Source organism: Nocardioides pelophilus, assembly GCF_014180685.1.
GTDB lineage: Bacteria > Actinomycetota > Actinomycetes > Propionibacteriales > Nocardioidaceae > Nocardioides > Nocardioides pelophilus.
Genome location: NZ_JACEHF010000031.1, coordinates 1 through 22957, shown reverse-complemented (window position 1 = coordinate 22957; position 22957 = coordinate 1). Strand labels below are relative to the sequence as shown.

Annotated in this window: 20 protein-coding genes; 11 read left to right on the top strand and 9 right to left on the bottom strand. The window is 71.2% G+C overall.

The window, feature by feature from the left end; translation table 11 throughout:
• Positions 1-80 precede the first annotated feature (80 nt).
• Together H0488_RS08270 and H0488_RS08265 are read left to right on the top strand one after the other, a co-directional pair.
• Positions 81-1715: a sensor histidine kinase gene (locus H0488_RS08270; RefSeq protein WP_183098809.1), complete on the top strand. Its 1635-nt coding sequence runs from the start codon at positions 81-83 to the stop codon at positions 1713-1715.
• 16 nt (positions 1716-1731) lie between these two features.
• A complete protein-coding gene (locus tag H0488_RS08265) occupies positions 1732-2829 on the top strand; it encodes a response regulator (RefSeq protein WP_183098808.1) in 1098 nt (365 codons plus the stop codon).
• A gap of 4 nt (positions 2830-2833) precedes the next feature.
• Here the strand turns inward: H0488_RS08265 and H0488_RS08260 are convergent, their stop codons facing one another.
• The 3 genes from H0488_RS08260 to H0488_RS08250 all read right to left on the bottom strand — a co-directional run bounded on the left by H0488_RS08260 (position 2834) and on the right by H0488_RS08250 (position 9211).
• The gene (locus tag H0488_RS08260; protein ID WP_183098807.1) at positions 2834-6106 is read right to left on the bottom strand and encodes an error-prone DNA polymerase; all 3273 of its coding nucleotides are present in this window, start codon (positions 6104-6106) and stop codon (positions 2834-2836) included.
• A gap of 8 nt (positions 6107-6114) precedes the next feature.
• Positions 6115-7443 carry an HNH endonuclease gene (locus tag H0488_RS08255; RefSeq protein ID WP_183098806.1) on the bottom strand — a complete coding sequence of 443 codons (1329 nt, stop codon included), beginning with the start codon at positions 7441-7443 and terminating at the stop codon, positions 6115-6117.
• Between the two features lie 169 nt (positions 7444-7612).
• Entirely contained in the window at positions 7613-9211 is a 1599-nt protein-coding gene (locus H0488_RS08250) for a PQQ-binding-like beta-propeller repeat protein (protein ID WP_183098805.1), read from the bottom strand.
• A gap of 101 nt (positions 9212-9312) precedes the next feature.
• On the opposite strand from H0488_RS08250, the gene H0488_RS08245 reads away from it, so the two are divergent.
• The 9 genes from H0488_RS08245 to H0488_RS08205 all read left to right on the top strand — a co-directional run bounded on the left by H0488_RS08245 (position 9313) and on the right by H0488_RS08205 (position 17016).
• Positions 9313-9747, top strand: a complete 435-nt coding sequence (locus H0488_RS08245; RefSeq protein WP_183098804.1) for a hypothetical protein — start codon at positions 9313-9315, stop codon at positions 9745-9747.
• Between the two features lie 160 nt (positions 9748-9907).
• A complete protein-coding gene (locus tag H0488_RS08240) occupies positions 9908-10504 on the top strand; it encodes a hypothetical protein (protein WP_220794336.1) in 597 nt (198 codons plus the stop codon).
• A 122-nt stretch (positions 10505-10626) separates the two neighbouring features.
• Entirely contained in the window at positions 10627-10881 is a 255-nt protein-coding gene (locus tag H0488_RS08235; protein ID WP_183098802.1) for a hypothetical protein, read from the top strand.
• 87 nt (positions 10882-10968) lie between these two features.
• Complete coding sequence (locus tag H0488_RS08230) at positions 10969-12294, top strand: flavin-containing monooxygenase (protein ID WP_183098801.1); 1326 nt, start codon at positions 10969-10971, stop codon at positions 12292-12294.
• Positions 12291-12950 carry a TetR/AcrR family transcriptional regulator gene (locus H0488_RS08225; protein WP_183098800.1) on the top strand — a complete coding sequence of 220 codons (660 nt, stop codon included), beginning with the start codon at positions 12291-12293 and terminating at the stop codon, positions 12948-12950. Before H0488_RS08230 ends, H0488_RS08225 begins: the two co-directional genes overlap by 4 nt.
• Positions 12947-13867: an alpha/beta hydrolase gene (locus tag H0488_RS08220; protein ID WP_183098799.1), complete on the top strand. Its 921-nt coding sequence runs from the start codon at positions 12947-12949 to the stop codon at positions 13865-13867. Before H0488_RS08225 ends, H0488_RS08220 begins: the two co-directional genes overlap by 4 nt.
• Positions 13860-15449 (top strand): fatty-acid--CoA ligase FadD1, encoded by a 1590-nt coding sequence (fadD1, locus tag H0488_RS08215; RefSeq protein WP_183098798.1) that lies wholly within the window; start codon positions 13860-13862, stop codon positions 15447-15449. The genes H0488_RS08220 and fadD1 overlap by 8 nt, the downstream gene beginning before the upstream one ends.
• Entirely contained in the window at positions 15446-16279 is an 834-nt protein-coding gene (locus H0488_RS08210) for an SDR family NAD(P)-dependent oxidoreductase (protein WP_220794335.1), read from the top strand. The genes fadD1 and H0488_RS08210 overlap by 4 nt, the downstream gene beginning before the upstream one ends.
• Positions 16279-17016, top strand: coding sequence for an SDR family NAD(P)-dependent oxidoreductase (locus tag H0488_RS08205; RefSeq protein ID WP_183098797.1), 738 nt, complete (start codon positions 16279-16281; stop codon positions 17014-17016). The genes H0488_RS08210 and H0488_RS08205 overlap by 1 nt, the downstream gene beginning before the upstream one ends.
• Here H0488_RS08205 and H0488_RS08200 read toward each other — a convergent pair.
• From H0488_RS08200 to H0488_RS08175, 6 genes are read right to left on the bottom strand one after another with little or no spacing between them, the layout of a single operon-like run.
• Positions 16997-17854, bottom strand: a complete 858-nt coding sequence (locus H0488_RS08200) for an LLM class flavin-dependent oxidoreductase (RefSeq protein ID WP_220794334.1) — start codon at positions 17852-17854, stop codon at positions 16997-16999. The genes H0488_RS08205 and H0488_RS08200 overlap by 20 nt on opposite strands.
• Before the next feature lie 59 nt (positions 17855-17913).
• Positions 17914-18489 (bottom strand): hypothetical protein, encoded by a 576-nt coding sequence (locus H0488_RS08195; RefSeq protein WP_183098796.1) that lies wholly within the window; start codon positions 18487-18489, stop codon positions 17914-17916.
• Positions 18490-18533: 44 nt separating this feature from the next.
• On the bottom strand, positions 18534-20156 hold the full coding sequence (locus H0488_RS08190; protein ID WP_183098795.1) for a DNA polymerase Y family protein: 1623 nt from the start codon (positions 20154-20156) through the stop codon (positions 18534-18536).
• Between the two features lie 13 nt (positions 20157-20169).
• Positions 20170-20748: a DnaE2-dependent mutagenesis accessory factor ImuA' gene (gene imuA' / locus H0488_RS08185; protein WP_183098794.1), complete on the bottom strand. Its 579-nt coding sequence runs from the start codon at positions 20746-20748 to the stop codon at positions 20170-20172.
• Between the two features lie 58 nt (positions 20749-20806).
• Positions 20807-22135 (bottom strand): ribosome biogenesis GTPase Der, encoded by a 1329-nt coding sequence (gene der / locus H0488_RS08180; RefSeq protein ID WP_183098793.1) that lies wholly within the window; start codon positions 22133-22135, stop codon positions 20807-20809.
• Positions 22132-22854: a lysophospholipid acyltransferase family protein gene (locus H0488_RS08175; RefSeq protein ID WP_183098792.1), complete on the bottom strand. Its 723-nt coding sequence runs from the start codon at positions 22852-22854 to the stop codon at positions 22132-22134. Before H0488_RS08175 ends, der begins: the two co-directional genes overlap by 4 nt.
• Between the last annotated feature and the right edge of the window lie 103 nt (positions 22855-22957).

Here is a 22957-nt window from a genome sequence, read left to right as displayed (position 1 = left end):
CGCTCCGACGTCGGCCGAACGACGGACGACGCGCGCCCGACCGGCTTATGTTTCCGAGCGGGGAGAGACAGGGGCAGGGGATGCGGGCGCGAGCTGTCAGGTTGGCCGGCACGAGGGGCGGGTTCCTCGTGCTGTACCTGCTCGGCGCCGCGATCGGCCGGGCCAGCGTCGTCGACATCGACCCGTTGGCCCTGGTGTGGCCGGCAGCCGGGCTCGCCGTCGTGTGGCTGATCACGCGCCCCTCAACCCGCAGCTGGCTCATCGACATCCCGATGATCACCCTGGTCGGTCTCCTGGTGCCCGTCGTGCTCGGCCTCGATGTCGACGTGACCCTCGTCCTCGCCTCGTCCAACCTGGTCGCCGTCCTCGCCGTCGTCTACGCCGTGCGTCGGTGGAGCCCGGAGACCGGGCAGGAGGGGGTGCCGCCGACAAGCTCACCGACCGAGATGTTCGGGTTCCTGCTGGCGGCGACGGTCGGCTCGCTCGTCGGTGTCGCCTTCGGGGCACTCGGCTACTGGGCGGCCGGCCGGGAGATCTCGGTCGAGGGCGTCGTCGTCTGGTGGGGCAGGAACGTGTGCGGGATGATCGCCGTCAGCGCGACCGCGCTCCTCATCGTCGACCGGGTCCGCCGCGGGCGCCCGGAGGCCGGGGCCAACAGCGGGAAGGCCGAGCTGGCGCTGCTGTTCGGCGCGACGACCGCCCTGCTCCTGGGTGACTACGCGACCGAGCTCCCCGTCAGCTTCCTGCTGCCGACGGTCGCCGTGTGGGCCGGGAGCCGGTTCAGCCCCCTCGTGGTGGCGGCGCACGCCCTGTTCGGCGGGTTCGGCATCCTCTGGCTGACCGCCGTCGACCACGGCCCGTTCGCGAACCACGGCAGCGACCGGACGACGATCCTGCTGGCGCAGCTCTTCATCGCGATGACGCTCGTCATCGGCCTCGTCCTCGCCGCCGCGCGCCAGTCACGGGCGGCGTTGCAGGCCGACCTGCTCGCCCAGGAGCGCGAGCAGAGCCAGGAGCTGCTGACCTTCGCGCGGCGCGCCGCGCACGACCTGCGCAACCCGCTGTCGGTGGTCGAGTCCTGGACCGCCGAGCTGTACGACACCCTCGGCGCCGACCCCGACAGGCAGCCACCGGGCGCGACCACCATGATCGCGGGGATCGAACGGGCCACCGCCCGGATGCGCACCCTCGTCGACGACCTGCTCGCCGACGCGGCGGCTCGCGACCGGGCGCCCGAGCACGCGGTCGTCGACCTTCAGGCGCTGGTCGCGGAGGTCGCCGCGGAGTACGACGCGGAGGGGCTGGTGCGGACCCACGGTCCCCGATCGGTCACGGGCGACCCGGTGCTGATCCGCCAGCTGTTCGACAACCTGATCGCCAACGCTCTCAAGTACATCCGGGCGGGAGACCTGCCCGACATCACGATCGCCTCTCACCACCAGGACGACCGGGTCGTCGTGCGCGCGATCGACAACGGGATCGGGATCCCGGACGGCGCGCACGAGTGGATCTTCGAGCCGTTCCGACGGGCCCACGACGACAGCTACCCGGGCACCGGGTTGGGCCTCAGCACGTGTCGCCGAATCGTCGAGCGGCACGGAGGCACGATGCGCGCCTACCCCCGCGAGGACGGCCCGGGAACCGTCTTCGAGTTCGACCTCCCGCCCGCCCAAGCAACCACCACCCAACCAGCCCTGACCGAGGTCAGCGCATGAGAGCCAGGAGCAACTGATGAACGAGACCGAGCGACTCCGCGAGGAGCTTGAGGCGACCCGGCGGGAGCTGGCCGACCTGCGCTCCCGCGTGGACGACGCCCAGATCCTCGCCAACATGGGTGACTACGACTGGCACATCGACGAGGACACGAACTCGTGGTCCGACCAGCTCTACCGGATCTACGGTCACGAGCCGCAGTCGTTCAACGCGTCGTACGAACGCTTCCTCTCGATGATCCACCCCGACGACCGTGACGCGGTCACGGCGATGCACCGCCAGGTCTACGAGTCCGGCGGCAGCTGGACCATGACCGAGCGGATCATGCGACCCGACGGCGAGATCCGCTACCTGGCGACCAACGGCGTGGTGATCAAGGACGAGACGGGCAAGCCGATCCGGATGCGGGGCACGTGCGTCGACATCACCGAGCGGGTCCGTGCTGAAGCGGCCAGCGAGGAGCTGGCGGCCAGCCTCCGCGAGTGGCAGGTACGGCGGCGCCACGCGTTCGAGATCAACGACAACGTCGTGCAGGGCATCGGCGCAGCAGTGCTGTCGCTCCAGCTCGGCGACCTCGAGGCGGTGGCGTCGTACCTCGACCGGACCATGCGCGCCGCTCGCGGGATGATGGGCGACCTGCTGCTCGACAAGGTCGACGACACCCCCGAGGCCGGGAGCATGGTGCGCTCGACCGCCGCAACGGCTGGCACCACCCCGGCGCCGGGCACGCTGCCGCCCGCCCACGAGAAGGTGCGGGTGCTGCTCGCCGACGACTACCACGACCTGCGCGAGCTGATGAGGTTCCAGCTCGAGCGGGCCGGGTTCAACGTGGTGGGCGAGGCGGCCGACGGCCTGCAAGCCGTCGCGATGACAAGTGAGCTGACGCCGGACATCATCATCCTCGACCTGGCGATGCCGAAGATGGACGGTCTCCAGGCGCTCCCGACCCTGCGGGAGAAGTCTCCCGACACCAAGGTCATCGTCATCTCCGGCTTCGCGAACGGGCTGATGGCGGACCGGGTGCTCGCTGCCGGCGCGTCGCGCTTCGTGGAGAAGGGCGTCGGGATGGATGTCGTCGGGCTCATCGAGGAGGTCGTCGCGGAGGCGGTGGCCTGAGCGGCTACCGGAAGTCACGCGACGCCTGCCGCGCCTGAAGGGCGGAACCGGCGCCTGGGACGAGCACGTCGAGGGGCACCACCTGGTCGGCGACCAGGTTGACCACCCCGTCGGTGCGCTCCACCTTGCCCCGGACGATGACCGCGACCCGGTTGCGAGCCGCCTGGCGGTGCGCCCTCATCACGCCCTGGGAGCAGATCACGTTGAGCATCCCGGTCTCGTCCTCGAGGTTGAGGAAGGTGATGCCCATCGCGGTGCCCGGGCGCTGCCGGTGGGTGATCAACCCGGCCACCCGCACCCGCCGTCCGCTCTCGGCCTGCCACAGCGTGGTGATGGGCAGGATCCCCGCCCCCTCGAGGTCGGCGCGGAGATGCTCGATCGGGTGCTTCTCCGGCGAGATCCTGGTCGCCCAGAGGTCGGCGAGGGTGAGCTCCTCGTCGCTCATCCCGGGCAGCGTCGGCGGTGGTGGCGCGGGCGTGCTGCCGGGCAGCTGGCCGTCGGACTCGGCGTAGCCGGACATCCACAGCGCCTGACGCCGGTCCAGCCCGAAGCCGTCGAACGCCCCGGCCGTGGCGAGCGCCTCGAGCTGAGCCGCGTTCAGACCAGCGCGTCGTGAGAGATCGACGATGCTGTCGTACGGCGCCGCGTCCCGCTCGGCGACGATCCGCTCGGCGAGTTCCTTGCCGATGCCCCGGACCGAGTCCAGCCCCAACCGCACGGCCAGCGCGCCGTCGTACCTCAACGGGTCGGTGACCGGCGCGCACGCCTCCATCCCCGCCATCGCGCCGGAGAGGGCGATGTCGGGACGCAGCACGGTCACCCCGTGCCGTCGGGCATCGGCCACCAGCGACTGCGGGGAGTAGAAGCCCATCGGCTGGTTGCGCAGCAGGCCGGCCAGGAAGATCGCCGGGTAGTGCAGCTTGAACCATGACGACGCGTAGACGAGGAGCGCGAAGCTGAGGGAGTGGGACTCGGCGAAGCCGAAGTTCGCGAAGGACAGGATCTTCACGTAGATGCCGTCGGCCTTGTCGCCGGTGATGCCGCGACGCGCCATGCCGGCGTAGAGCTTCTCCTTGACCTTCTCGATCCGCTCGACACCGCGCTTGGAGCCCATCGCGCGGCGGAGCAGGTCGGCGTCGTCGCGGCTGCAGTCGCCGAGGGTCACCGCCATCGCCATCAGCTGCTCCTGGAAGAGCGGCACGCCCAGGGTGCGGCCGAGGACCGGCTCGAGCGAGGGATGGTCGTAGGTGACCGGCTCCTTGCCGGTCGCCCGGCGGATGTAGGGATGGACGGCGCCGCCCTGGATCGGGCCCGGCCGGATCAGGGCGATCTCGATGGCGAGGTCGTAGAAGCTGCGGGGCTTGAGCCGCGGCAGGGTGCCGATCTGGGCGCGGCTCTCGACCTGGAACACCCCGATCGAGTCGGCGCGGCCGAGCATGTCGTAGACCTCGGGCTCCTCCTTGGGGATCGTCTCCAGCTCCCAGCGCTTGCCGAGGTGCTCCTCGATCAGCCGCATCATGTGGTCGAGGGCGCCCAGCATCCCGAGCCCGAGCAGGTCGAACTTGACCAGGCCCATCGACTCGCAGCCGTCCTTGTCCCACTGGAGGACCGTGCGACCGGGCATCCGGGCGCGCTCGATCGGGCAGACCTCGCCGATCGGGCGCTCGGTGAGCACCATCCCGCCGGAGTGGATGCCGAGGTGTCGTGGCGCGGACATCAGCTCCTCGGCGAGCGACACCACCGGCTGCGGTATCTCCGACTCCGTCTCGACCGCGCTCGACCAACCGTCGACCGACTTGCTCCAGGCGTCCTGCTGGCCGGTGGAGAACCCGAGCGCCTTGGCTGCGTCACGGACCGCCATCCGTGGGCGGTAGCTCACCACGTTGCAGACCTGGGCGGCGTTGCGCCGTCCGTAGGTCTCATAGACCCACTGGATGACCTCCTCGCGCCGGTCGGAGTCGAAGTCGACGTCGATGTCGGGCTCCTCCTCACGGTGCTCGGAGATGAACCGCTCGAACGGCAGCCGGTAGAAGACCGAGTCGATCGCGGTGATGCCGAGCGCGTAGCAAACCGCCGAGCTCGCCGCTGACCCTCTCCCCTGGCACAGGATCCCCTGGCTCCTCGCGAAGGCGACGATGTCGTGGACGATGACGAAGTAGCCGGCGAAGTCCTTGCGGAGGATCACCTCGAGCTCGGCATCGACGCGGCTCCGCGCCTCCTGCTCCTGCGGGGTGCCGGCGTAGCGCTCCTGGAAGCCGCGCTCGGTCAGGATGCGCAACCACGACCCCGGGGTCTCCCCCTCCGGGATCCCCTGCTTGGGCAGCCGCGGCGAGGCTTTGTGCAGGTCGAAGGCGAGCTCGCCGGCGAGGGTCACGGTGTGGCTGACGGCGCCGGGATAGCGGCCGAAGAGCAGCTCCATCTCGGCACCGCTGCGCAGGTGGGCGGAGCCCGAGAGGTCGAGCCAGCCGTCGAGCTCGGCGATGCTGCGCCGGGCTCGGATCGCCGCCATGGCGGTGGCGAGTCGCCGCTTGCCCGGGGTGGCGTGGTGGACGTTGCCGGTGGCGACGACCTGGATGCCTCTTTCACGTGCGAGCCCCCAGAGCCGGTCGATGACCTCATCCCTGCCAGGCACGATGCCTCCACTGAGCTCGACGACGACGTTGTCACGTCCGAACCTGGCGACCAGGTCGTCGATCTGCTCCGGCGAACGCATCCCCTTGCGGCAGCCGGTGAGGATCACCCAGTGGTCGCGACCGCGCTCGGCCAGCTCATCGAGGTCGTAGAGCGGCCTGCCCTTCTCGTCGCCCCTCAGGTTGGCCTCGGTCATCGCCGCTGCCAGCCGGTGGTAGCCCTCGACGCCGCGGGCCAGGACGAGGAGGTGCTGGCCCTCGGGATCCGGGATGCCGTTCTGCGGACCGGTCAGGCCGAGGCTGAGCTCGGCACCGTAGATGCTGGGGAGTGCGTACGTCGCGCTCGCCTCGGCGAACAGCGGCGCTCCGGCGAAGCTGTCGTGGTCGGTGATGGCCAGGGCGCTCAGACCGAGCCGGGTCGCCTCGACGACCAGATCGGTGGGGCTGCTCGCTCCGTCCAGGAAGCTGAAGTGGCTGTGGCAGTGCAGCTCGGCGTACGGCGTCGCTGTCTCGGGGCGGGTGATCTCCTGCAGCGCGTCGGTCGGGCGCTTCCGGCGCGACACCGGAGCGTCCTCGACGCCGGGCACCCGGCCGGACAGTCGGCGTTCGATCTCCCGCCACGGGACCGGCGGGTTGCTCCATCCCATGGCAGGTCTCAGGCGACCAGGGTGTAGACGCCGGGTCTGTTGTTGACCCAACGTGGCTCGCGCCAGCCGACGGGCGGTGGCGCCTGACTTCGGTAGCGGTGACCGGTGGGGGTGCGGATCTCGACGGTGTGGCGAAGATCGTCCACCGACCACTGTCGCCAGTCAGGGGCCTCCTTCGCCTGGTTGCACGCCTCGCACAGCCCTTGACCGTTGTCGGCCGTCGTCTCGCCGCCCGCGTGGACCGGCTGGACGTGGTCGCGGTGCCGGATCGGGGCATCGCAGAACGGGGTGCGGCAGATGCCGAGGTCACGAGCGCTGAGGAAGTCGGCCAGGCCGTCGGCGTAGAGCCGCTGCTTGCTGGTCATCCCGATCAGCCGGCCGGTGTGGTTGACGTAGAGCTGTCGGATCCAGGCACCGACGTCGGCGGTCAGCGCACGCGACAGGAGGCACCTGGCGATCTCCGCCGGCACTGTCTCTGGCACCACGCCCTCGGCACCGATCTCAGCAGGCCGATGACCGCCGAGGAGTGTCGTGTCCGCCATGGTGAGGTTGACCATCACCGGCACGGGAGTCGGTGCATCGGGCACGAGGTCTGCGCCAGTGATCCTCGCGACCAGCAGGTCAGCCATCAGCTGTCCGCGACCGCGGGTGTCGCCCTTGGCCCGGAGCGCGTCGGCATCACGACCGAGGACCGCGTGCACCGCCACCCCCTGCGCGACCGGGAGCAGGCTGGTCAGGTAGGTCATCGTGTCGGGCGCCGGACGCACCGTCACGTTGCGGTCGGACTCGGCGTTGCGCGCGCGTCGTACGACGGCGGCTGGGTCGATCTCGTAGGCAGCCCGCTTCGCCCGCGCCACCAGCTCACGGGTGCCGATGCCGTCGAGTGCAGCCGGGTCGGCACAGAGCTCCTCGTCGACGAACAGGCGCTGCTCGGCCGTCAGGCAGGCCGTCTCCCGCACCAGCAGGATCGCGCGGAACTCGCTGAGCCTGCCGTCCGCCAGTCGCGCCCGGGTGTGCGGCATCTCGTGATGGAGGATCTTGCCCAGCCCGAGCAGGGTCTGGCCGCGGTGTGGCGACTCGCGCCGAGCGAGCGCGATCTCGGCCGCCACTCCCCTGCCCTGCCGGCGGGCGGGAACTCCCTGCGCGGACTCGACACTGCGGCGAGCAGCGTCGTAAGCCACCGCTGCCTCACCCTGCGCCGCACACGCCGCCGACTTCAACGTCTCCAGCTCGCCGATCAGGTCGATCAGCGCTGCTGAGTCCTCCGGCAGCCCACCGCTCCGCAGTGCAACAGCCAGATCGGCTGCCTGCGCTGCGAGCGAGCGGCGGGATGACATGGCTCGATTGTATCGAACATGTGTTCGAACGCCAAGTGAACTCACCTGCTACTCCCAGGTTGCCCACTTCTGCCGAGCGGAGGGCGCGGCCATCACCCACGACGTACCTGAAGTTCCGGCCCCATCTGGACCCGCATCGGGGCCGAAACCTCAGGTACGACGGGCGACCTCAGTCCCGGTCGTGCACCCGGACCATGCCGGCGAGGGTGGCAACGTACGCCGAACCGTCCATGGCCAGCGTCACCGCGGAATAGTGGTTGTTGAACAGCGTGCCGACCCCGGTGCGCACCGAGAACTCCGTGCGACCGGTGCGGGCGCTGATCGCGGTGAAGTACCAGGCGTTGACCCCGAGCCAGCTCTTCCGCTTGGTGTAGGCGTAGACGAGACCGGTCTCCAGCGACACCTTCGCGACCGACGTCGGCGCCACCTCGTCGGAGGTCCAGACGAGCTCGCACTCCCCGCCGGCCACGTCCACGCGCGCGAAGCCGCCCTCGGTGACCCGTCCGAACATCGTGCGCAACGGACTGTCGTACCCGTAGTTGTTCTCGACCACGACGCCGTCGCCCACCGAGACCAGCGAGTTCTCGGTTGCGCTGGCGCCGTCCTCGAAGACGGCCCGCTGGCAGACCAGGCTGCCGTCGTTGGTCTCGTAGAACTGCACATTCATCCGCGGTTCTGCGTTGTCGGTGATCGCCACCAGGCCGCCGGGCATCAGCGTCGGCGTCGTACCGCTGCCGCGGCTGAGCTGCCCGGGCTTGGTGTCGGTGCCGCGGTCGTAGGTGGTGCGCCAGGTGACCATGGGCCTGCCGGCAGGGTCGACGCCGAGCTTGTAGAGGGCGTTGACGGTGACGACGTAGACGCCGCCGTCGGCGCCGACCGAGAACGAGTTGGCGATCTCCTCGCCGAGGTCGAGCACGGTGGCGCGGCCGGTGCCGGGGTCGACGAACCCGACCCGGCCGTCCTCGGTCTCGTACCAGATCCGGCCGTCCCAGTCGGGCATCAGCGCGATCAGGCAGTCGTCCTCGGGCACGTGCTCGCTGAGGTCGTAGGTCGACTGGATGGTGAGGTCGGGCTCAGCCTGGTCGTCGGCGGTGGTGACCGCGACAATGCTGCGCTCGGTGGTGGCCGTGATGGCGCGGTCCTGGTCGTCGAGGAAGAAGTAGGCGCCGCCACACAGGTCCTCCCACGGCAACTTGTCGTTGCCGGTGTCGCGGCGGCCGGGCAGCTGGAGAGTGTCCTGGGCGCGCATCGTCTCGGGGTCGAGCACGTGCAGCACCGGACCGGAGATGTTGCCGCACAGGGCAATCAGCCGCTGCCGGGAGTCGAAGGCGATCGTCGCGCACTCCTCCAGGCCGTACCAGGCGGTGTCGACCTCGGGCGACTCACCCAGCGGACCCGGCCCGGCATAGGCGTCGGAGGCCCAGCCGTCGTTGTGCATCGAGCTGCTGCCGTTGTTGGCCAGGTGCGGGTGCTGCGGCACCTGAAGGTCGATCGGGTCGGGGGTGGCCGGGCTGCCGACGTAGCCAGGGGTCGCCAGCGCGCCGGGACCCGGCGGGATCGGCAGGTAGCCGTCGGGGAGGAGCATCACCACCCCGACCAGTACGGCGACGGCGCCGGACCAGGCCGCCACCACCCGCCAGGTCGGCCGCAACCAGCGCCGTACGCCCGGGAAGCCAAGGGCCACCAGGGCGACGACCAGCACGAGCGGCCCGAGGGCCCAGAGGAGCAGGCCCATCGCGAACAGGGCGGCGGCGCGCTGGAACCTCACCGGGGAGTTGTACCAGAGCCGCCCTGCGTCCTCGCTTGCCGAGTAGCGAGCTTCCTACTGTCCGCCGCGCCGGCCTCGAACGCATCCTCAACCTGGGTTCGGTGAGGGACAACCTCTTCATCAACGACTCCCTCCCGTGGACCCGGGCCGGCATCCTCTACTCCGACGGCCGCAATCTTCGGTCAGCGAAGGCAGGAGAGTCGGAACTCGTGCTTCGGCGAGTGAGGTCCGTCCGCATCACCGGCGACGGGCACCACATCATCACCGCCCGATGGCGCAACCAGACCCGATCGATCTGGATCAGCGCCCCCAACGGCACAGGCAAACGTCGACTCTTCATCGAAGGCGATCCCGTTCACGTCCCGACCTTCTACGACGTCACCCCCAACTACGACGGCTCGGCACTGCTGGCCTATCGCATGAGCGGCGGCGACGACGGGTCCGATGCCATCGTCACGTGGCCCACGAACGCCGACCCCTCGACCTCGACAGTCGTTGAATCGATCGGATACGCCCCGACCGCGACGTGGAACTAGGAACGCCGAGGCACACACTCCCGCAAACGGCGATCTCCCGTCACGTCGCGGCGAGGGCTACTTTCGGACCGTGAAGTCTCCACGGGATTGTGCGCTCGGCTCTGAGCAGCATCCTCAGCTCCCACCGGGCTCTGAGGAACGCGTCTCGGGTTACGGCGTCATGGGGCAGTCGTTCGCATCCGGACATGTGCTCGGGCTGCGCCGGTGGACCGCATCGTCAGTCGGCGACCAGTTCACGTCCATCTGGCATCGCGACCCCGAGGGGGTCTGGCACTTCTACGAGTCCGCCCAGCCCCAGTTCGCCTGCTCACGCTGGTTCGGCCACGGTGTGCAGGAGTCGACCGTCGTCGACATCGACGTCACCTGGGACGCGTCACACGTCCTGCGTGTCACCTCGCCGGAGCTCGTCGACTGGACGCTCACGCTCGACACCTCGCCGATGACGAGGATCATGAGCGGCGTCGGCGGACTGCTGCCGCTCCGTGCCTGGAGGTCACCGGCGATGCTCAAGGCGATGGGAGCCGTCGCATCGGCGACGTTGGGCGTCGGGAAGGTCGGCATGACGGGACTGACGGCCAACGGTCAGCCGTTCGACGCCAACCCGCACCGGATCTGGCGGGTGGTCGATGCGAGCGCGTCGATCCATGGTCAGGACGCCGGGCCGCCCGCGCCGTTGCGCGAGCAGGCCCGCCTCGGCGACTTCTGGATCCCTCAGCAGGGGATTTTCGCGATGGGGCGGGTCTTCGTCGGCACCTGACGGGACGACCTCATCTGTCGCACCTATCTGTCGCACCGGACGCCTCCCCTCCCCCGGATGAACCCGCCCCGACGGGATACCTCCCTGCATGGAGCGTGACCGAACAACGGAGGGAGAACGCAATGCCTGACGACCAGAGGGAGATCCGCCGCCCGGCGCCGACGGCCGAGCCGCCGGAGCCGTCGCCCGGCGGTCCGAACGCCGTGCCGGGGGTCGGCGGCGACGGCGCCTACTCGCGGGTGCCGCGCGACCTTGACCCCGACCAGAATCCCGCGACCGACGACGAGCTGCCGGACGAGACGACCGAGGGCGAGGACACCGAGACCGAGGCCACCAAGGGCGGCCCGGAGTCGCCGGCGGAGAGTGAGCCCGCCTAGCCAACAGACGCCTGTCAGTTTTCATTGACACGTGTCAACTTCGCCCGTACGTTCTCCTGAGCATCCGTTCCGCGCGAGGGAGAAACCGTGTCCGGTCCCAGGACTGCCGTCATCGGCGCAGGCATCAGTGGTCTGACGAGCAGCAAGATGCTCAGCGACTACGGCATCGACCACACCTGCTTCGAGGCCTCGGACCGGATCGGTGGGAACTGGGCGTTCGGCAACCCGAACGGCCACAGCAGCGCCTACCGCTCGCTGCACATCGACACGTCGAAGGAGCGGCTGTCCTTCCGCGACTTCCCGATGCCGGAGCACTACCCGGACTTCCCCCACCACACCCAGATCAAGGACTACCTCGAGTCCTACGCCGAGGCGTTCAACCTCAAGCGCAACATCGAGTTCGAGAACGGCGTCCAGCATGCGCGCCGCCTCGACGGGGACGGCTGGGAGATCACCGACCAGGCGGGCGTCGTACGACGTTTCGACCACCTCGTGGTCGCCAACGGCCACCACTGGGACCCGCGCTACCCCGACTTCCCCGGTGAGTTCACCGGACGCACCCTGCACTCCCACCACTACATCGACCCGCGCACGCCGTTCGACTTCTTCGGAGCGCGAATCCTCGTGGTCGGGCTCGGCAACAGCGCGGCCGACATCGCGGTGGAGCTGTCGTCGAAGGCCCTGCAGACCAAGGTGACGCTCTCGACCCGCTCCGGCGCCTGGATCGTGCCGAAGTACGTCTACGGCCGGCCGGCGGACACGATGTACCGCACCACGCCGTACCTCCCGCTCTCCTGGCAGCGCAAGATCATGCAGATGGCGCAGCCGATGAACGGCTCCAACGGCGCGCTCTACGGCCTGCCCCAGCCCAACCACAAGTTCTTCGAGGCCCACCCGACCCAGTCCGTCGAGCTGCCGCTCCGGCTGGGATCCGGCGACGTCACCCCCAAGCCCAACATCAGCAGCCTTGCCGGCTCGACCGTGCACTTCGAGGACGGCACCAGCGACGACTTCGACATCATCGTGTGGGCGACCGGCTACAACATCACCTTCCCGTTCTTCGACCCCGACTTCATCAGCGCGCCGGACAACCACCTGCCGCTCTACAAGCGGATGTACAAGCCCGGCATCGACGACCTCACGTTCATCGGCTTCGCCCAGGCGACACCGACGCTGTTCCCCTTCGTGGAGTCCCAGGCCCGGCTCCTGGCCGCACACCTGGCCGGGGCCTACGCGCTGCCCGACGTCGCCGAGATGGAGCGGGTGATCCTCGAGGACGAGGCGAAGTACATCGGCCACGTGCTCAAGACCCCGCGCCACACCCAGCAGGTCGACTACTTCATCTACGAGCACGACATCCGCGCCCGCGAGATCCCGGCCGGCCGCAAGCGCAGCCTGGCCGCCCGCCGATGACGACGGCACCGGGCGACGGCGCCTGGAACCGGCTGGTCGACCGCCGTGGCACGAACCGCGGCGACGCTCGCCGCGACGCACTGCTCACGGCCTTCGACGAGCTGCTGCGCGAGCAGTCGCTCGACGAGATCAACGTCGCCGAGATCTCGCAGCGGGCCGGGGTGACCCGCTCGGCGTTCTACTTCTACTTCGAGAACAAGGCGCTCGCGGTCATGGCCCTCATGCAGGACCTGTACGACGCCGCGGCCGATGCCAACGAGCTGCTGGTGAAGGCCGAGGGCGACCCCGGCCAGCGCATCCGGCAGGCGATCACGATGCTCTTCGACTCGGTCGACACCAGCCCGCACACCTACCGCGCCCTGCTGGAGGCCCGCGCGTCGAGCGGCACCGTCCGGCAGATGTGGGACGCCGGGCGGGCCGACTTCGCCGGAGTGATCGCCGGGATGATCGAGACCGAGCGCGCAGCCGGGCGAGCATCCGAGGGCCCGGACGCGACGGCCGTCGCCGCCGTGCTCCTCGACCTCAACGACCACGCTCTCGAGCGGCACTCGCTGGGCTCCGGGCCCTCCCGCGAGGAGCACATCGAGGCGCTCGCGTTCATCTGGCTGCGCACCATCTACGGCACCGACATCCACGGCAAGGGGAGCACTTCATGACGGCCGAGACGCTGACCTTCGACTCGGAGGGCACCACCTGCGAGGCCTGGCACTTCGCCGCGGCGGACGACAGGCTCGCCACCGAGGCCGGGCGACCGGTCGTCGTCATGGCGCACGGCCTGGGCGGCACCAAGGACTCGGGGCTCCAGCCGTTCGCGTCGGCGTTCGCCGCAGCCGGCCTCGACGTGCTCCTCTTCGACTACCGGGGCTTCGGCGGCAGCGCCGGCGACCCGCGCCAGGTCGTGTCGCTCGACGGCCAGCTCGCCGACTACCGCGCCGCGATGACCGCCGCCGCCCGCCTGCCCGGCGTCGATCCGCAGCGGATCGTGCTGTGGGGCATCTCGCTCGCCGGTGGCCACGTGCTGCGCGCCGCGGCCGACCGCGACGACGTGGCCGCGGTGATCTCCGTCGTCCCGATGGTCGACGGGGTGGCCGCCGCCGTCCACGCGACGGCGACGCACAGCCCCGGCGAGCTGCTCCGAGCCACCGCTCGCGGCATCCGCGGCCGGGTCTCCGCCCGTACCGGCCGTGGACCGGTGCTGATGCCGATCGTCGCCCGCCCCGGCGAGGTGGGAGCGATGACGCTTCCCGGTGCGCTCGAGGACTACCTGTCGATCGCGGGCCCGACCTGGCGCAACGAGATCGCCGCCGACGTGACGCTCGAGCTCGGCACCCGCAAGCCGCGGACGGCGGCCGCCCGGATCCGGTGCCCGCTGCTGGTGCAGATCGCCGACTTCGACCAGAGTGCGCCGCCGCAGGCAGCGGTCAAGGCCGCGTTCAGCGGCCGGGCCGAGGTCCGCCACTACCCCTGCGACCACTTCGACCTCTTCCCCGGCAAGGACTGGCACCAGCCCGCCGTCGCCCATGCCGTCCACTTCCTGCAACGCAAGCTCGCGACGGAGGCCGTCCATGCCTGAGACCCTGCAGCAGCTCCTGCGTGAGCGCGCCACCGACGAGCAGCCGGCCGTCCTCCACGAGGACACCGTCGTGTCGTGGCGTGACTACGTGCGCGCGTCCGCCGACGAGGCAGCCGCGCTGCTCGACGTCGTCGACCGCGAGCGCCCCGTCCATGTCGGGACCCTCCTCGGCAACGGCCCGCAGATGCTCCGTGCGATGGCGGCGGCAGCGCTCGGCGGCTACGTGCTGTGCGGCATCAACACGACGCGGCGCGGCGCCGGGCTCGCCGCCGACGTCCTGCGGGCCGAGTGCCAGGTCCTGCTCACCGATGACGAGCACCAGCCCCTCGTCGACGCCGTCGCCGACGACCTCGCCGCGGCGAACGTGCGGGTCGTCAACACCGACTCCGACGAGTGGGCAGCCCTGCTGGCCGGGGCAGGCGAGCTGGTGCCGCACCGCGAGGTCGGCGCGATGGACACGTTCATGATGATCTTCACGTCGGGCACCAGCGGTGACCCGAAGGCGGTCCAGGTCACCCACCTGCTGCCGTTGTTCTCCGGCCTCAACCTGGTGTCGATGTTCGACGTCACGTCGGCCGACGTCTGCTACGTGTCGATGCCGCTCTTCCACTCCAACGCGGTAGCGGCGGGGTGGGCGGTGGCCGCCTGCAGTGGTGCGGCGATCGTTCCCGCCCGGTTCAGCGCGTCGGGCTTCCTGCGGGACATCCGCAGGTACGGCGCGACGTACATGAACTACGTCGGCAAGCCGCTGGCGCACGTCCTCGCCACCCCGGAGCTGGCCGACGACAGCGACAACCCGTTGCGGGTCGCGTTCGGCAACGAGGCCAGCGACCGCGACATCGAGGAGTTCGGGCGGCGGTTCGGCTGCCAGGTGGTCGACGGGTTCGGGTCGACCGAGCTCGCCATCATCATCACCCGCGACGAGGGAACGCCGCCCGGGTCGGTCGGCCGCGGCGGCGAGGAGGTCGCCGTCTACGACAGCGAGACGCTCCAGGAGTGCCCGCGCGCGGTCTTCGACGAGCACGGCGCGCTGACGAACCCCGACGAGGCGATCGGCGAGCTGGTCAACAAGACCGGCGCCGGCTACTTCTCCGGCTACTACAACGACCCGGCGGCCAACCAGGAGCGGATGCGTCACGGCATGTACTGGTCCGGCGACCTCGCCTACCGCGACGCCGACGGCTGGATCTACCTCGCCGGGCGCACCGCCGACTGGATGCGGGTCGACGGGGAGAACCTCGCCGCGGCTCCGATCGAGCGGGTGCTCCAGCGGCTGCCCGCTGCGAGCCGGGTCGCGGTCTACGCCGTGCCGGACCCCAACGTGGGCGACCAGGTGATGGCGGCGATCGTGCTCCGCGACGACGCCCAGCTGTCACCGGCCGAGCTCGAGGCCTTCCTCGCCGCTCAGCCCGATCTCTCCCCCAAGGCGTGGCCGCGCTACGTCCGGATCGCCCCGACCCTGCCCGCGACCGCCACCAACAAGGTGCTCAAGCGTGAGCTCGTCGCCCAGGGCATCGACGGCGGCGAGGGCCCGCTGTGGGTCCGCGAGGAGCGCGGCTCGGCGTACCAGGAGCGCGCGTGAGCGAGCGGTACGCCGGCGCCTCCGCCATCGTGACCGGAGGCGGCTCCGGCACCGGTGCCGCGCTGACCCGGGCCCTGGTCGGGGCCGGCGCCCACGTGGTGTGCTCCGACATCGACCTCGCCGCGGCGACCGCCGTGGCCACGTCAGCGTCCGGTCCCGGCTCGGCCCGACCCGCGCGGCTCGACGTCACCGACGCCGCCGCGGTGCAGGCACTCGTCGACGAGGTGGCGGCCGAACGCGGTTCGCTGGACCTGATGTTCAACAACGCCGGCATCGTCTTCGGCGGCGAGACCGAGGACCTCACCCTCGACCACTGGAACGCGATCATCGACGTCAACCTCCGCGGCGTCGTGCACGGGGTCGCGGCGGCGTACCCGCTGATGGTGCGGCAGGGTTGCGGCCACATCGTCAACACCGCCTCCATGGGCGGACTGATGGCGGCCGGCCTCATCACCAGCTACGTCGCCACCAAGCACGCGGTCGTCGGTCTGTCCCTGGCGCTGCGATCCGAGGCCGCGTCCAAGGGGGTCGGGGTGACCGTCATCTGCCCGGCAGCCGTCGACACCCCGATCCTCGACAAGGGCGCGATCGGCGCCTTCAACGGCCGCGACTACTACCTCACCGGTCAGGGCGTACGACGACCGCACCCGCCCGAGACGCTGGCGGCCGAGACCCTCGCCGCCGTCGCCCTGAACCGCGGTCTGCTGGTGACGCCGCGCAACGCGCGCATCGCGTGGCGGGTCGGCCGGCTCGCTCCCGGCTTCGTGCAGAAGGCGTCCGCGAGGTTCGTCGACCAGCGGCGGGCCAGCTTCGCCAGACAGGAGGCCTGATGAGCACCCATCCCCGGATCGCCGTCGTGGTCGGAGGTGCCTCGGGCATCGGCGCGGCGACGGCGCGCGCCCTCGAGGACGACGGCTGCACCGTGGTCGTCGCCGACCGCAACGCCGACCTGCCCGGCTGCACCCACGTCGACGTCACCGACGAGGCGTCGGTCCAGGCGCTCCTCCAGGCGGTGGTCGACGAGCACGGTCGGCTCGACCTCGTCGTCAACACCGCCGGCATCAGCACGTTCGGCCTGGTGAGCGAACTCGCCGTCGAGGAGTTCCGCGGCGTCGTCGACGTGAACCTCACCGGGTCGTTCCTCGTCGTCAAGCACGCCGCGGCCCACCTGGAGCGCGGCGGTGCGATCGTGCTGGTCTCGAGCCTCAACGGACGTCAGGCCGGAGCCGCGATGGCGCCGTACTGCGCAGCGAAGGCGGGGGTCAACATGCTCACCGCCGTCGCCGCGCTCGAGCTCGGGCCGCGCGGCATCCGGGTCAACGCGATCGCGCCGGGCCTCGTGGTGACGCCGCTGACCGCGCCGGCGATGGACATCCCCGGCGTCGAGGACGACTACCTGGCCAACACCCCGTTGGGACGCGCCGGTCGGCCGGAGGAGGTCGCCGAGGGCGTGGTCTACCTCAGCCGGGCCGAGTGGATGACCGGCGAGGTCCTCGACCTCAACGGGGGCGCCCACCTGATGCGCTACCCGGACCTCCACGGACACGTCACGGCTGCGTTCGGGTAGCCCTCTCCGCGATCGCCTCGAAGACGGCCATGTCGGCGTCCCACTCCGTGCCGGGTCGCGGCCAGTGGATCGCCACGTCGGTGACGCCCAGCTCGGCATAGCGGCCGGCGAGGTCGTCGTAGGCCGCCTCGGACGCGAGCCACGGCTCACCGCTGAACCCGGTGAGCAGCAGGCGCGGCATGGCCGCGAAGTCGCGGCCGGCAGCGGCACAGGTCGCCTCCATCCGCGTGAAGAGCGCCCGCGTCTCGTCGTACGGCGCCTCGTCGCTCGGGTTGACCACCCAGCCCTGGCCGAGCGCCGCCGCGAGCCGCATGCCGCGCGGCCCGCCGGCGGCGATCCAGAACGGCGGGCGCTGCTGCACCAGGCCCGGCGAGATGGTCACGCCGCGCGTCGACCAGTACTCGCCCGCCGTCGACACCGCGACCCCGGTCAGCAGGGCGTCGAGGTGGGTGACCCACTCCTCGAACCGATCGGCCCGCTCCCGCGGCGTCCACTCCCGGTCGAGCACGTCGCCGTCGGAGGTGGGGTCGCTGCCTCCGGCCCCGATGCCGAGGGTCAGCCGTCCGCCCGAGATCCGGTCGATCGTCCGCGCCGCCGACGCGGTCGGCACCGGCGTGCGGAAGTTGGGCGAGGTCACCAGGGTGCCGAGCCGGATCCGGGACGTGACGGCGGCTGCCGTGGCGAGGCTGGCGTAGGCGTCGTCCCACGGCGAGTGGCCACGCCACGCGAGGTGGTCGTAGACCCAGGCGCCCGCGAAGCCGAGCTCCTCGGTCCGACGCCAGATGTCGGCCATCGTCGGCCAGTCATGGATCGGCCAGAGCACCACGTGGAGGTTCACGGGGCCATTCTGCAGGCGGGATGTCAGGCGCTGTCAGGGCCGGGCTGTCAGGCGAGCTGTCAGGACCGGGCGGCCAGCAGCTGATCGATCTGGCCCAGCACGCTCTTGCGCGCCTCGCCGGCCAGCTCGAGGTCGCGCACCTTGCGCAGCTGCGATGGGCTGAGGCCGGTGAGACGCGGCCTGATCTCGGCCACGGTCAGCCCGGCGTACCCGGGGATCGGCTCGGCCGGCGCGGCAGCGCTGGGTGCGGCGGGCTTCGCGGCGGCCTTCGGTGCCACGGCGCTGGACCTGCTGGTCCTGCCGCTGGTCTTGCCCACCTGCCGTACCGAGTCCGCGAGCTTGCCGGCCGTCGCCATCACCGGCGCGATGCCGGCACCGATGCTCTTGCGGGCCTCGGCGGTCACCGAGTCGAGGACCTGCAGCAGGGCCTGGGAGTAGTCCTTGCTGCTGGTCAGGAGCTGGTTGAGGAGGCCGTCGGCGTCGGCGCGGCTGAGTGAGCCGCGGGAGACCAGCTCGTCGACGATCTCCTGGACCCGGGTCCGCTGGATGGTCAGGCTGTGCTCGAGCGCACCCTGCAGGGCTCTCAGGTTCTTGGTCACCAGGGTGATGTCCAGGGACGGTGTCTTCGGCGCCATCACTGCAGGGTAGACCCGGGGCCCGGTCACCGGCGAGGGCTGACTCAGTCGTAGGCGGCCTCGACGCTCCAGCCGGCGGCGGACCACACCAGCAGCCAGGCGCGGCCGTCGACACCCACGAGCTGGAACCTGGCCGACCTCCCGCGCCCCGACGCATCCGTCGACAGCCACCACCCGTCGTCGACCGGCCACGGACCCGCCCAGGACGACACCGGCGTCCACCGGCGTACGGCGATGTCGGTGGCCGCGTCGATCCGGTAGCGCCACGGCTCACCCGTCACCACGCCGCGCTCGGTCACCGCGACCGAGCGCCCCGACTCGTCGACGACCTCGGCGGGGAGCCCCGAGGCGAAGACCCGCGCCGGAGCCGGACCGGGGATCCGACCTGGCCACGGCCGGTCCAGTGGCCGCAGCCCGACCGGTCGCTCGCCCCACGTGACGCTCGCCTGCCGGTCGGCGACGCCCCTCCCGCCCTGCAGCACCGGGACCCGCACCGCGTCGAAGCCGATCATCGCCTGGACCCGCGCCACCCCGCGGGTCACCTGCTCGTCCGCCCCGCCACCCCACAGTCCGTCGGCGTGGTCGGCAGCCGCCTCGACGGTCTCCGGCAGGAACCGCACCCGCCCGATCGGCGCCCCCACCGCCCCGGAGTCCCGACGGCTGCGCAGGCCGGACCCGGCCGTGCCGGCCTGCAGCTGCCAGTGCACCCGGTCGACGAGGTCCCTCGAGGTGAAGCAGCGCGGGTGGAGCCACGTGCGCGCCGAGGTGACCACTCCGTCGGCCTCCGCCTCGATGCGTACGGCGACCGCGACCAGCTGTCGCGCGGACAGCCCCTGCACGAACCTCTCGGCGGTGGTGCGGACGCTGAAGCAGACCGCCTCCGCGGACTCCAGCGGTGGCTCGAAGCCGACCTCGCACGCCAGCTCCGGTGGCGGTGTCCGCGACCCGAGCCCGGCCGGAGCGGCACCCTGGGCGCGCTGCCACACGCTCAGCCCGAAAGCACCGAACCGGTTGCTCACCTCCGCGGCCGACAGTCGGGCGAAGTCGCCAAGGGTCCTCAGCCCGAGCCGGCGCAGCAGGTCGGCCAGAGCCCTGCCCTCCCCCGCGTCGTCGTCCAGGGTGGCGAGCACCTGCACCGGAAGCTCCTGGAGGAAGGTCGCGGACGTGCCCGGCGCCACCACCACACAGTCCTGGACCATCGCCTGGCGGGCAGCCTGCTCGGCGGTGAACAGGTCGTCGGCCACCCCGAGCCGGCAGTCCCACACCCCCGCCTCGACCAGGTGCTGGGCGACCAGCGCGGCGGCGTGCGGCTCCCCACCGAAGTAGCGACCGGGAGCCGGCACCGCCATCAGCCCCGGCCGGATCGGCGCCACCCCGGGACGCAGCTCCTCGACGATCGCCAGCACCGGCTCGAAGTAGCGCGCATCGCGCTCGGGGCTGGCCGGGAGCAGCGCGAGCTCCGGGCACCTCGCCTGGGCGTCGCGGCGCCGCTGGCCGCGCCGGACCCCCTCGGCGCGAGCGGCGGCGTTGCAGACCTCGACCACGTTGTTCTTCAAGACCGCGGCCGGTTCGTGGCTGGTCGGCGGACGATCGGACCGAGTCTCGGCGAGCTCGAACAGCCCGGCGGTGACCGACCAGTCGGGGCACCAGGCGACGAGGACTCTCATGGGAGCCGGGGTTTCATGGCAGCTCGAGGTCGCGCACCGACCGTCGCCCGCCGCGGTCGACGACGACCCTCAGCTCACGCCGGCTCAGTCGGCCACGACCGCGGTCGGCACCGTTCCAGGCGACCCGCTCCGCGCTCAGCCGCGCCTCGACCCTGGGCCACGCGCCCCAGACGACCAGGATGGCGGACCTGGCCCGGAGCCGGGCGTCGAGCACCGCCGCCGACTTCGGGTCGACCAGGGTGGTCGGCTTGAGCACGACGACCTTGAGCACGTCGACGAGCGCCGCTGCCACCTCGAGCCAGAGGTCACCCGGCTCGGGCACCAGCACCGTCCGGCGCAGGTCGATGCCCCACTGGCTCGCCGCCTCGGCGCCGAAGTCGCCCCACCCCGCGAACCCCACCCACTCCCCGGCGCGCGAGGCTCCGGCGGCCAGGGCGAGCGCCAGCGACGCCGAGTCGACGGCATAGCTCGTCCCGGTGCGGAGCTGCACCAGATCCTCCAGCGCCGGGTGCACCGGGACTGTCAGCCGGGTCGGGGCGCCCTGGAGCGACTCGATCCGTTGCTGCAGCAGCTCGACGACCTGGGCACTCACCCCTCCATGTTCGAACACTTGTTCGAACAATGCAAGTGCTGGTCCCTCACCAGCGCTGTCAGCGCTTGCGCTTCTCCCGCGGCTTCACGTTGATCACGATCGGCGTCCCGACGAAGCCGAACTCCTCCCGCAGCCGACGCTCGATGAACCGCTCGTAGCCGGCGTCCAGCTTGCCCGAGGTGAAGAGCACGAACGTCGGGGGCGCGGTCGCCGGCTGGGTGCCGAAGAGGATCTTGGGCTGCTTGCCGCTCCGGACCGGGTGGGGGTGCTCGGCCACCAGCCGACCGAGGAACGCGTTCAGGGCACCGGTCGAGACCCGGGTCTCCCAGCCCTCGAGCGCCTTGTCGAGCGCGGGCACCAGTCGGTCGATGTGCCAGCCCGTGCGGGCGGTGATGTTGATCCGCGGCGCCCACTGCACCTGCACCAGGTCGCGCTCGATCTCGCGGTCGAGGTAGTAGCGACGCTCCTCGTCGACCAGGTCCCACTTGTTGAAGGCGATGACCAGAGCCCGGCCGGACTCGCGCACGGCCTGGAGGATCCGCAGGTCCTGCTCCGCGATCGACTCCTGGCCGTCGAGCACCAGCACGCAGACCTCCGAGCGCTCGATCGCAGTCGAGGTCCGCAGCCAGGCGTAGTACTCGTGCCCCGACGCCTCCTTGACCCGCTTCCGGATGCCCGCGGTGTCGACGAACCGCCAGGTCCGGCCGCCCAGCTCCACCAGCTCGTCGACCGGGTCGACGGTGGTGCCGGCGACGTTGTCGACGACCACCCGCTCCTCCCCCGCGAGCTTGTTGAGCAGCGACGACTTGCCGACGTTGGGGCGACCGACGATCGCGATCCGGCGCGGCCCGCCGTACTCCTTGTCGGTGACGGGCGGCGGCTCCGGGAGCACGGCCAGCACGGCATCGAGCAGGTCGCCGGACCCGCGACCGTGCAGCGCGGAGACCGCGAACGGCTCCCCCAGCCCGAGGTTCCACAGTCCGTAGGCCTCGGCCTCGGCGCGCTCGTCGTCGACCTTGTTGGCCGCCAGCACCACCGGCTTGCCCGAGCGGCGCAGGATCTTCACGACCTCCTCGTCGGCATCGGTGATGCCGACGGTCGCGTCGACCACGAACAGGGTCGCGTCGGCGAGGGTCACCGCGATCTCGGCCTGGGCGGCGATCCGCTCGGCCAAGCCGCGCGCGTCCGGGTCCCAGCCGCCGGTGTCGACGACGGTGAAGGCCCGCCCGTTCCACTCGGCGTCGTAGGACACCCGGTCGCGGGTCACCCCCGGGATGTCCTCCACGACGGCCTCGCGCCGCCCGAGGATCCGGTTGACCAACGTGGACTTGCCGACGTTGGGTCGTCCGACGACCGCGAGAACGGGCACCGGTGCGATGTCACTCACAGAACTTCTCCTGAAGGTAGGGGGCCAGGGAGGCTGCGGCCGGTCTCGGCCAGCGCATCCTTCAGCCCCGTCAGCATCCGCTCGTGCAGGTCGTCCGACACTGCGGAAAGTCTCGAGGTCGCCCGGGGCCACGGTACGGCGTCGACCGGCATCGGGTGCCCGACGACGATGTCGATCCTGGCTCTCCGCGGCGGGAGCGAGTTGGTGTGGCCGCCGGGCTCCCGGCTGCCGAGGAAGGTCAGGGGTACGACGAGCGCACCCGTCACCATCGCCAGGTAGGCCGCGCCGCGCTGGAACCTCTCCAGCTCACCGTTGCCGCGGGTGCCTTCGGGGAAGACGCCGACCGCCCCGCCGTCACGCAGCACACGGAGCGCGATCCGCACGGCCCGCGGATCGGTGCGGAACCGGTCGAGCGGCACCTGGCCGGCCACCATCAGGAACCGCCCGAGAGCGCCCTTGAACATCTCGATCTTGGTCAGCGCGTGCACCGGGCGCGGTGCGAAGAGCGCCATCAGCGGGCCGTCGATGATCCCGATGTGGTTGGCGGTCACGACGACCGGCCCGTGCTGGGGGAACCGCTCCGGGTGGTGGACCCGGACGTCGTACCGCCGCCGCACGACCCAGCGGGCGAAGGGGCGACCGGCGGTGAGCAGCCAGCGTTGCGGGTGCCGGACGACATCGCTGCGCGGCCGCTCGAGGTGAGCGGACGCGCCGTTCATGTCGCGACGTCCGCCGGCGCCGTCGCGAGACCGACCAGGAGGTCGACGACCTCGTCGAGGGTGAGCTCGGTGGTGTCGATGTGGACGGCCCCGTCGGCCATGG

Coding starts and splice junctions, on each gene's coding strand:
- H0488_RS08270 (WP_183098809.1), top strand. CDS start 81: ATGCGGGCGCGAGCTGTCAGGTTGGCCGGCACGAGGGGCGGGTTCCTC.
- H0488_RS08265 (WP_183098808.1), top strand. CDS start 1,732: ATGAACGAGACCGAGCGACTCCGCGAGGAGCTTGAGGCGACCCGGCGG.
- H0488_RS08260 (WP_183098807.1), bottom strand. CDS start 6,106: ATGGGATGGAGCAACCCGCCGGTCCCGTGGCGGGAGATCGAACGCCGA.
- H0488_RS08255 (WP_183098806.1), bottom strand. CDS start 7,443: ATGTCATCCCGCCGCTCGCTCGCAGCGCAGGCAGCCGATCTGGCTGTT.
- H0488_RS08240 (WP_220794336.1), top strand. CDS start 9,908: ATGGGGCAGTCGTTCGCATCCGGACATGTGCTCGGGCTGCGCCGGTGG.
- H0488_RS08235 (WP_183098802.1), top strand. CDS start 10,627: ATGCCTGACGACCAGAGGGAGATCCGCCGCCCGGCGCCGACGGCCGAG.
- H0488_RS08225 (WP_183098800.1), top strand. CDS start 12,291: ATGACGACGGCACCGGGCGACGGCGCCTGGAACCGGCTGGTCGACCGC.
- H0488_RS08220 (WP_183098799.1), top strand. CDS start 12,947: ATGACGGCCGAGACGCTGACCTTCGACTCGGAGGGCACCACCTGCGAG.
- fadD1 (WP_183098798.1), top strand. CDS start 13,860: ATGCCTGAGACCCTGCAGCAGCTCCTGCGTGAGCGCGCCACCGACGAG.
- H0488_RS08205 (WP_183098797.1), top strand. CDS start 16,279: ATGAGCACCCATCCCCGGATCGCCGTCGTGGTCGGAGGTGCCTCGGGC.
- H0488_RS08195 (WP_183098796.1), bottom strand. CDS start 18,489: ATGGCGCCGAAGACACCGTCCCTGGACATCACCCTGGTGACCAAGAAC.
- H0488_RS08190 (WP_183098795.1), bottom strand. CDS start 20,156: ATGAGAGTCCTCGTCGCCTGGTGCCCCGACTGGTCGGTCACCGCCGGG.
- H0488_RS08175 (WP_183098792.1), bottom strand. CDS start 22,854: ATGAACGGCGCGTCCGCTCACCTCGAGCGGCCGCGCAGCGATGTCGTC.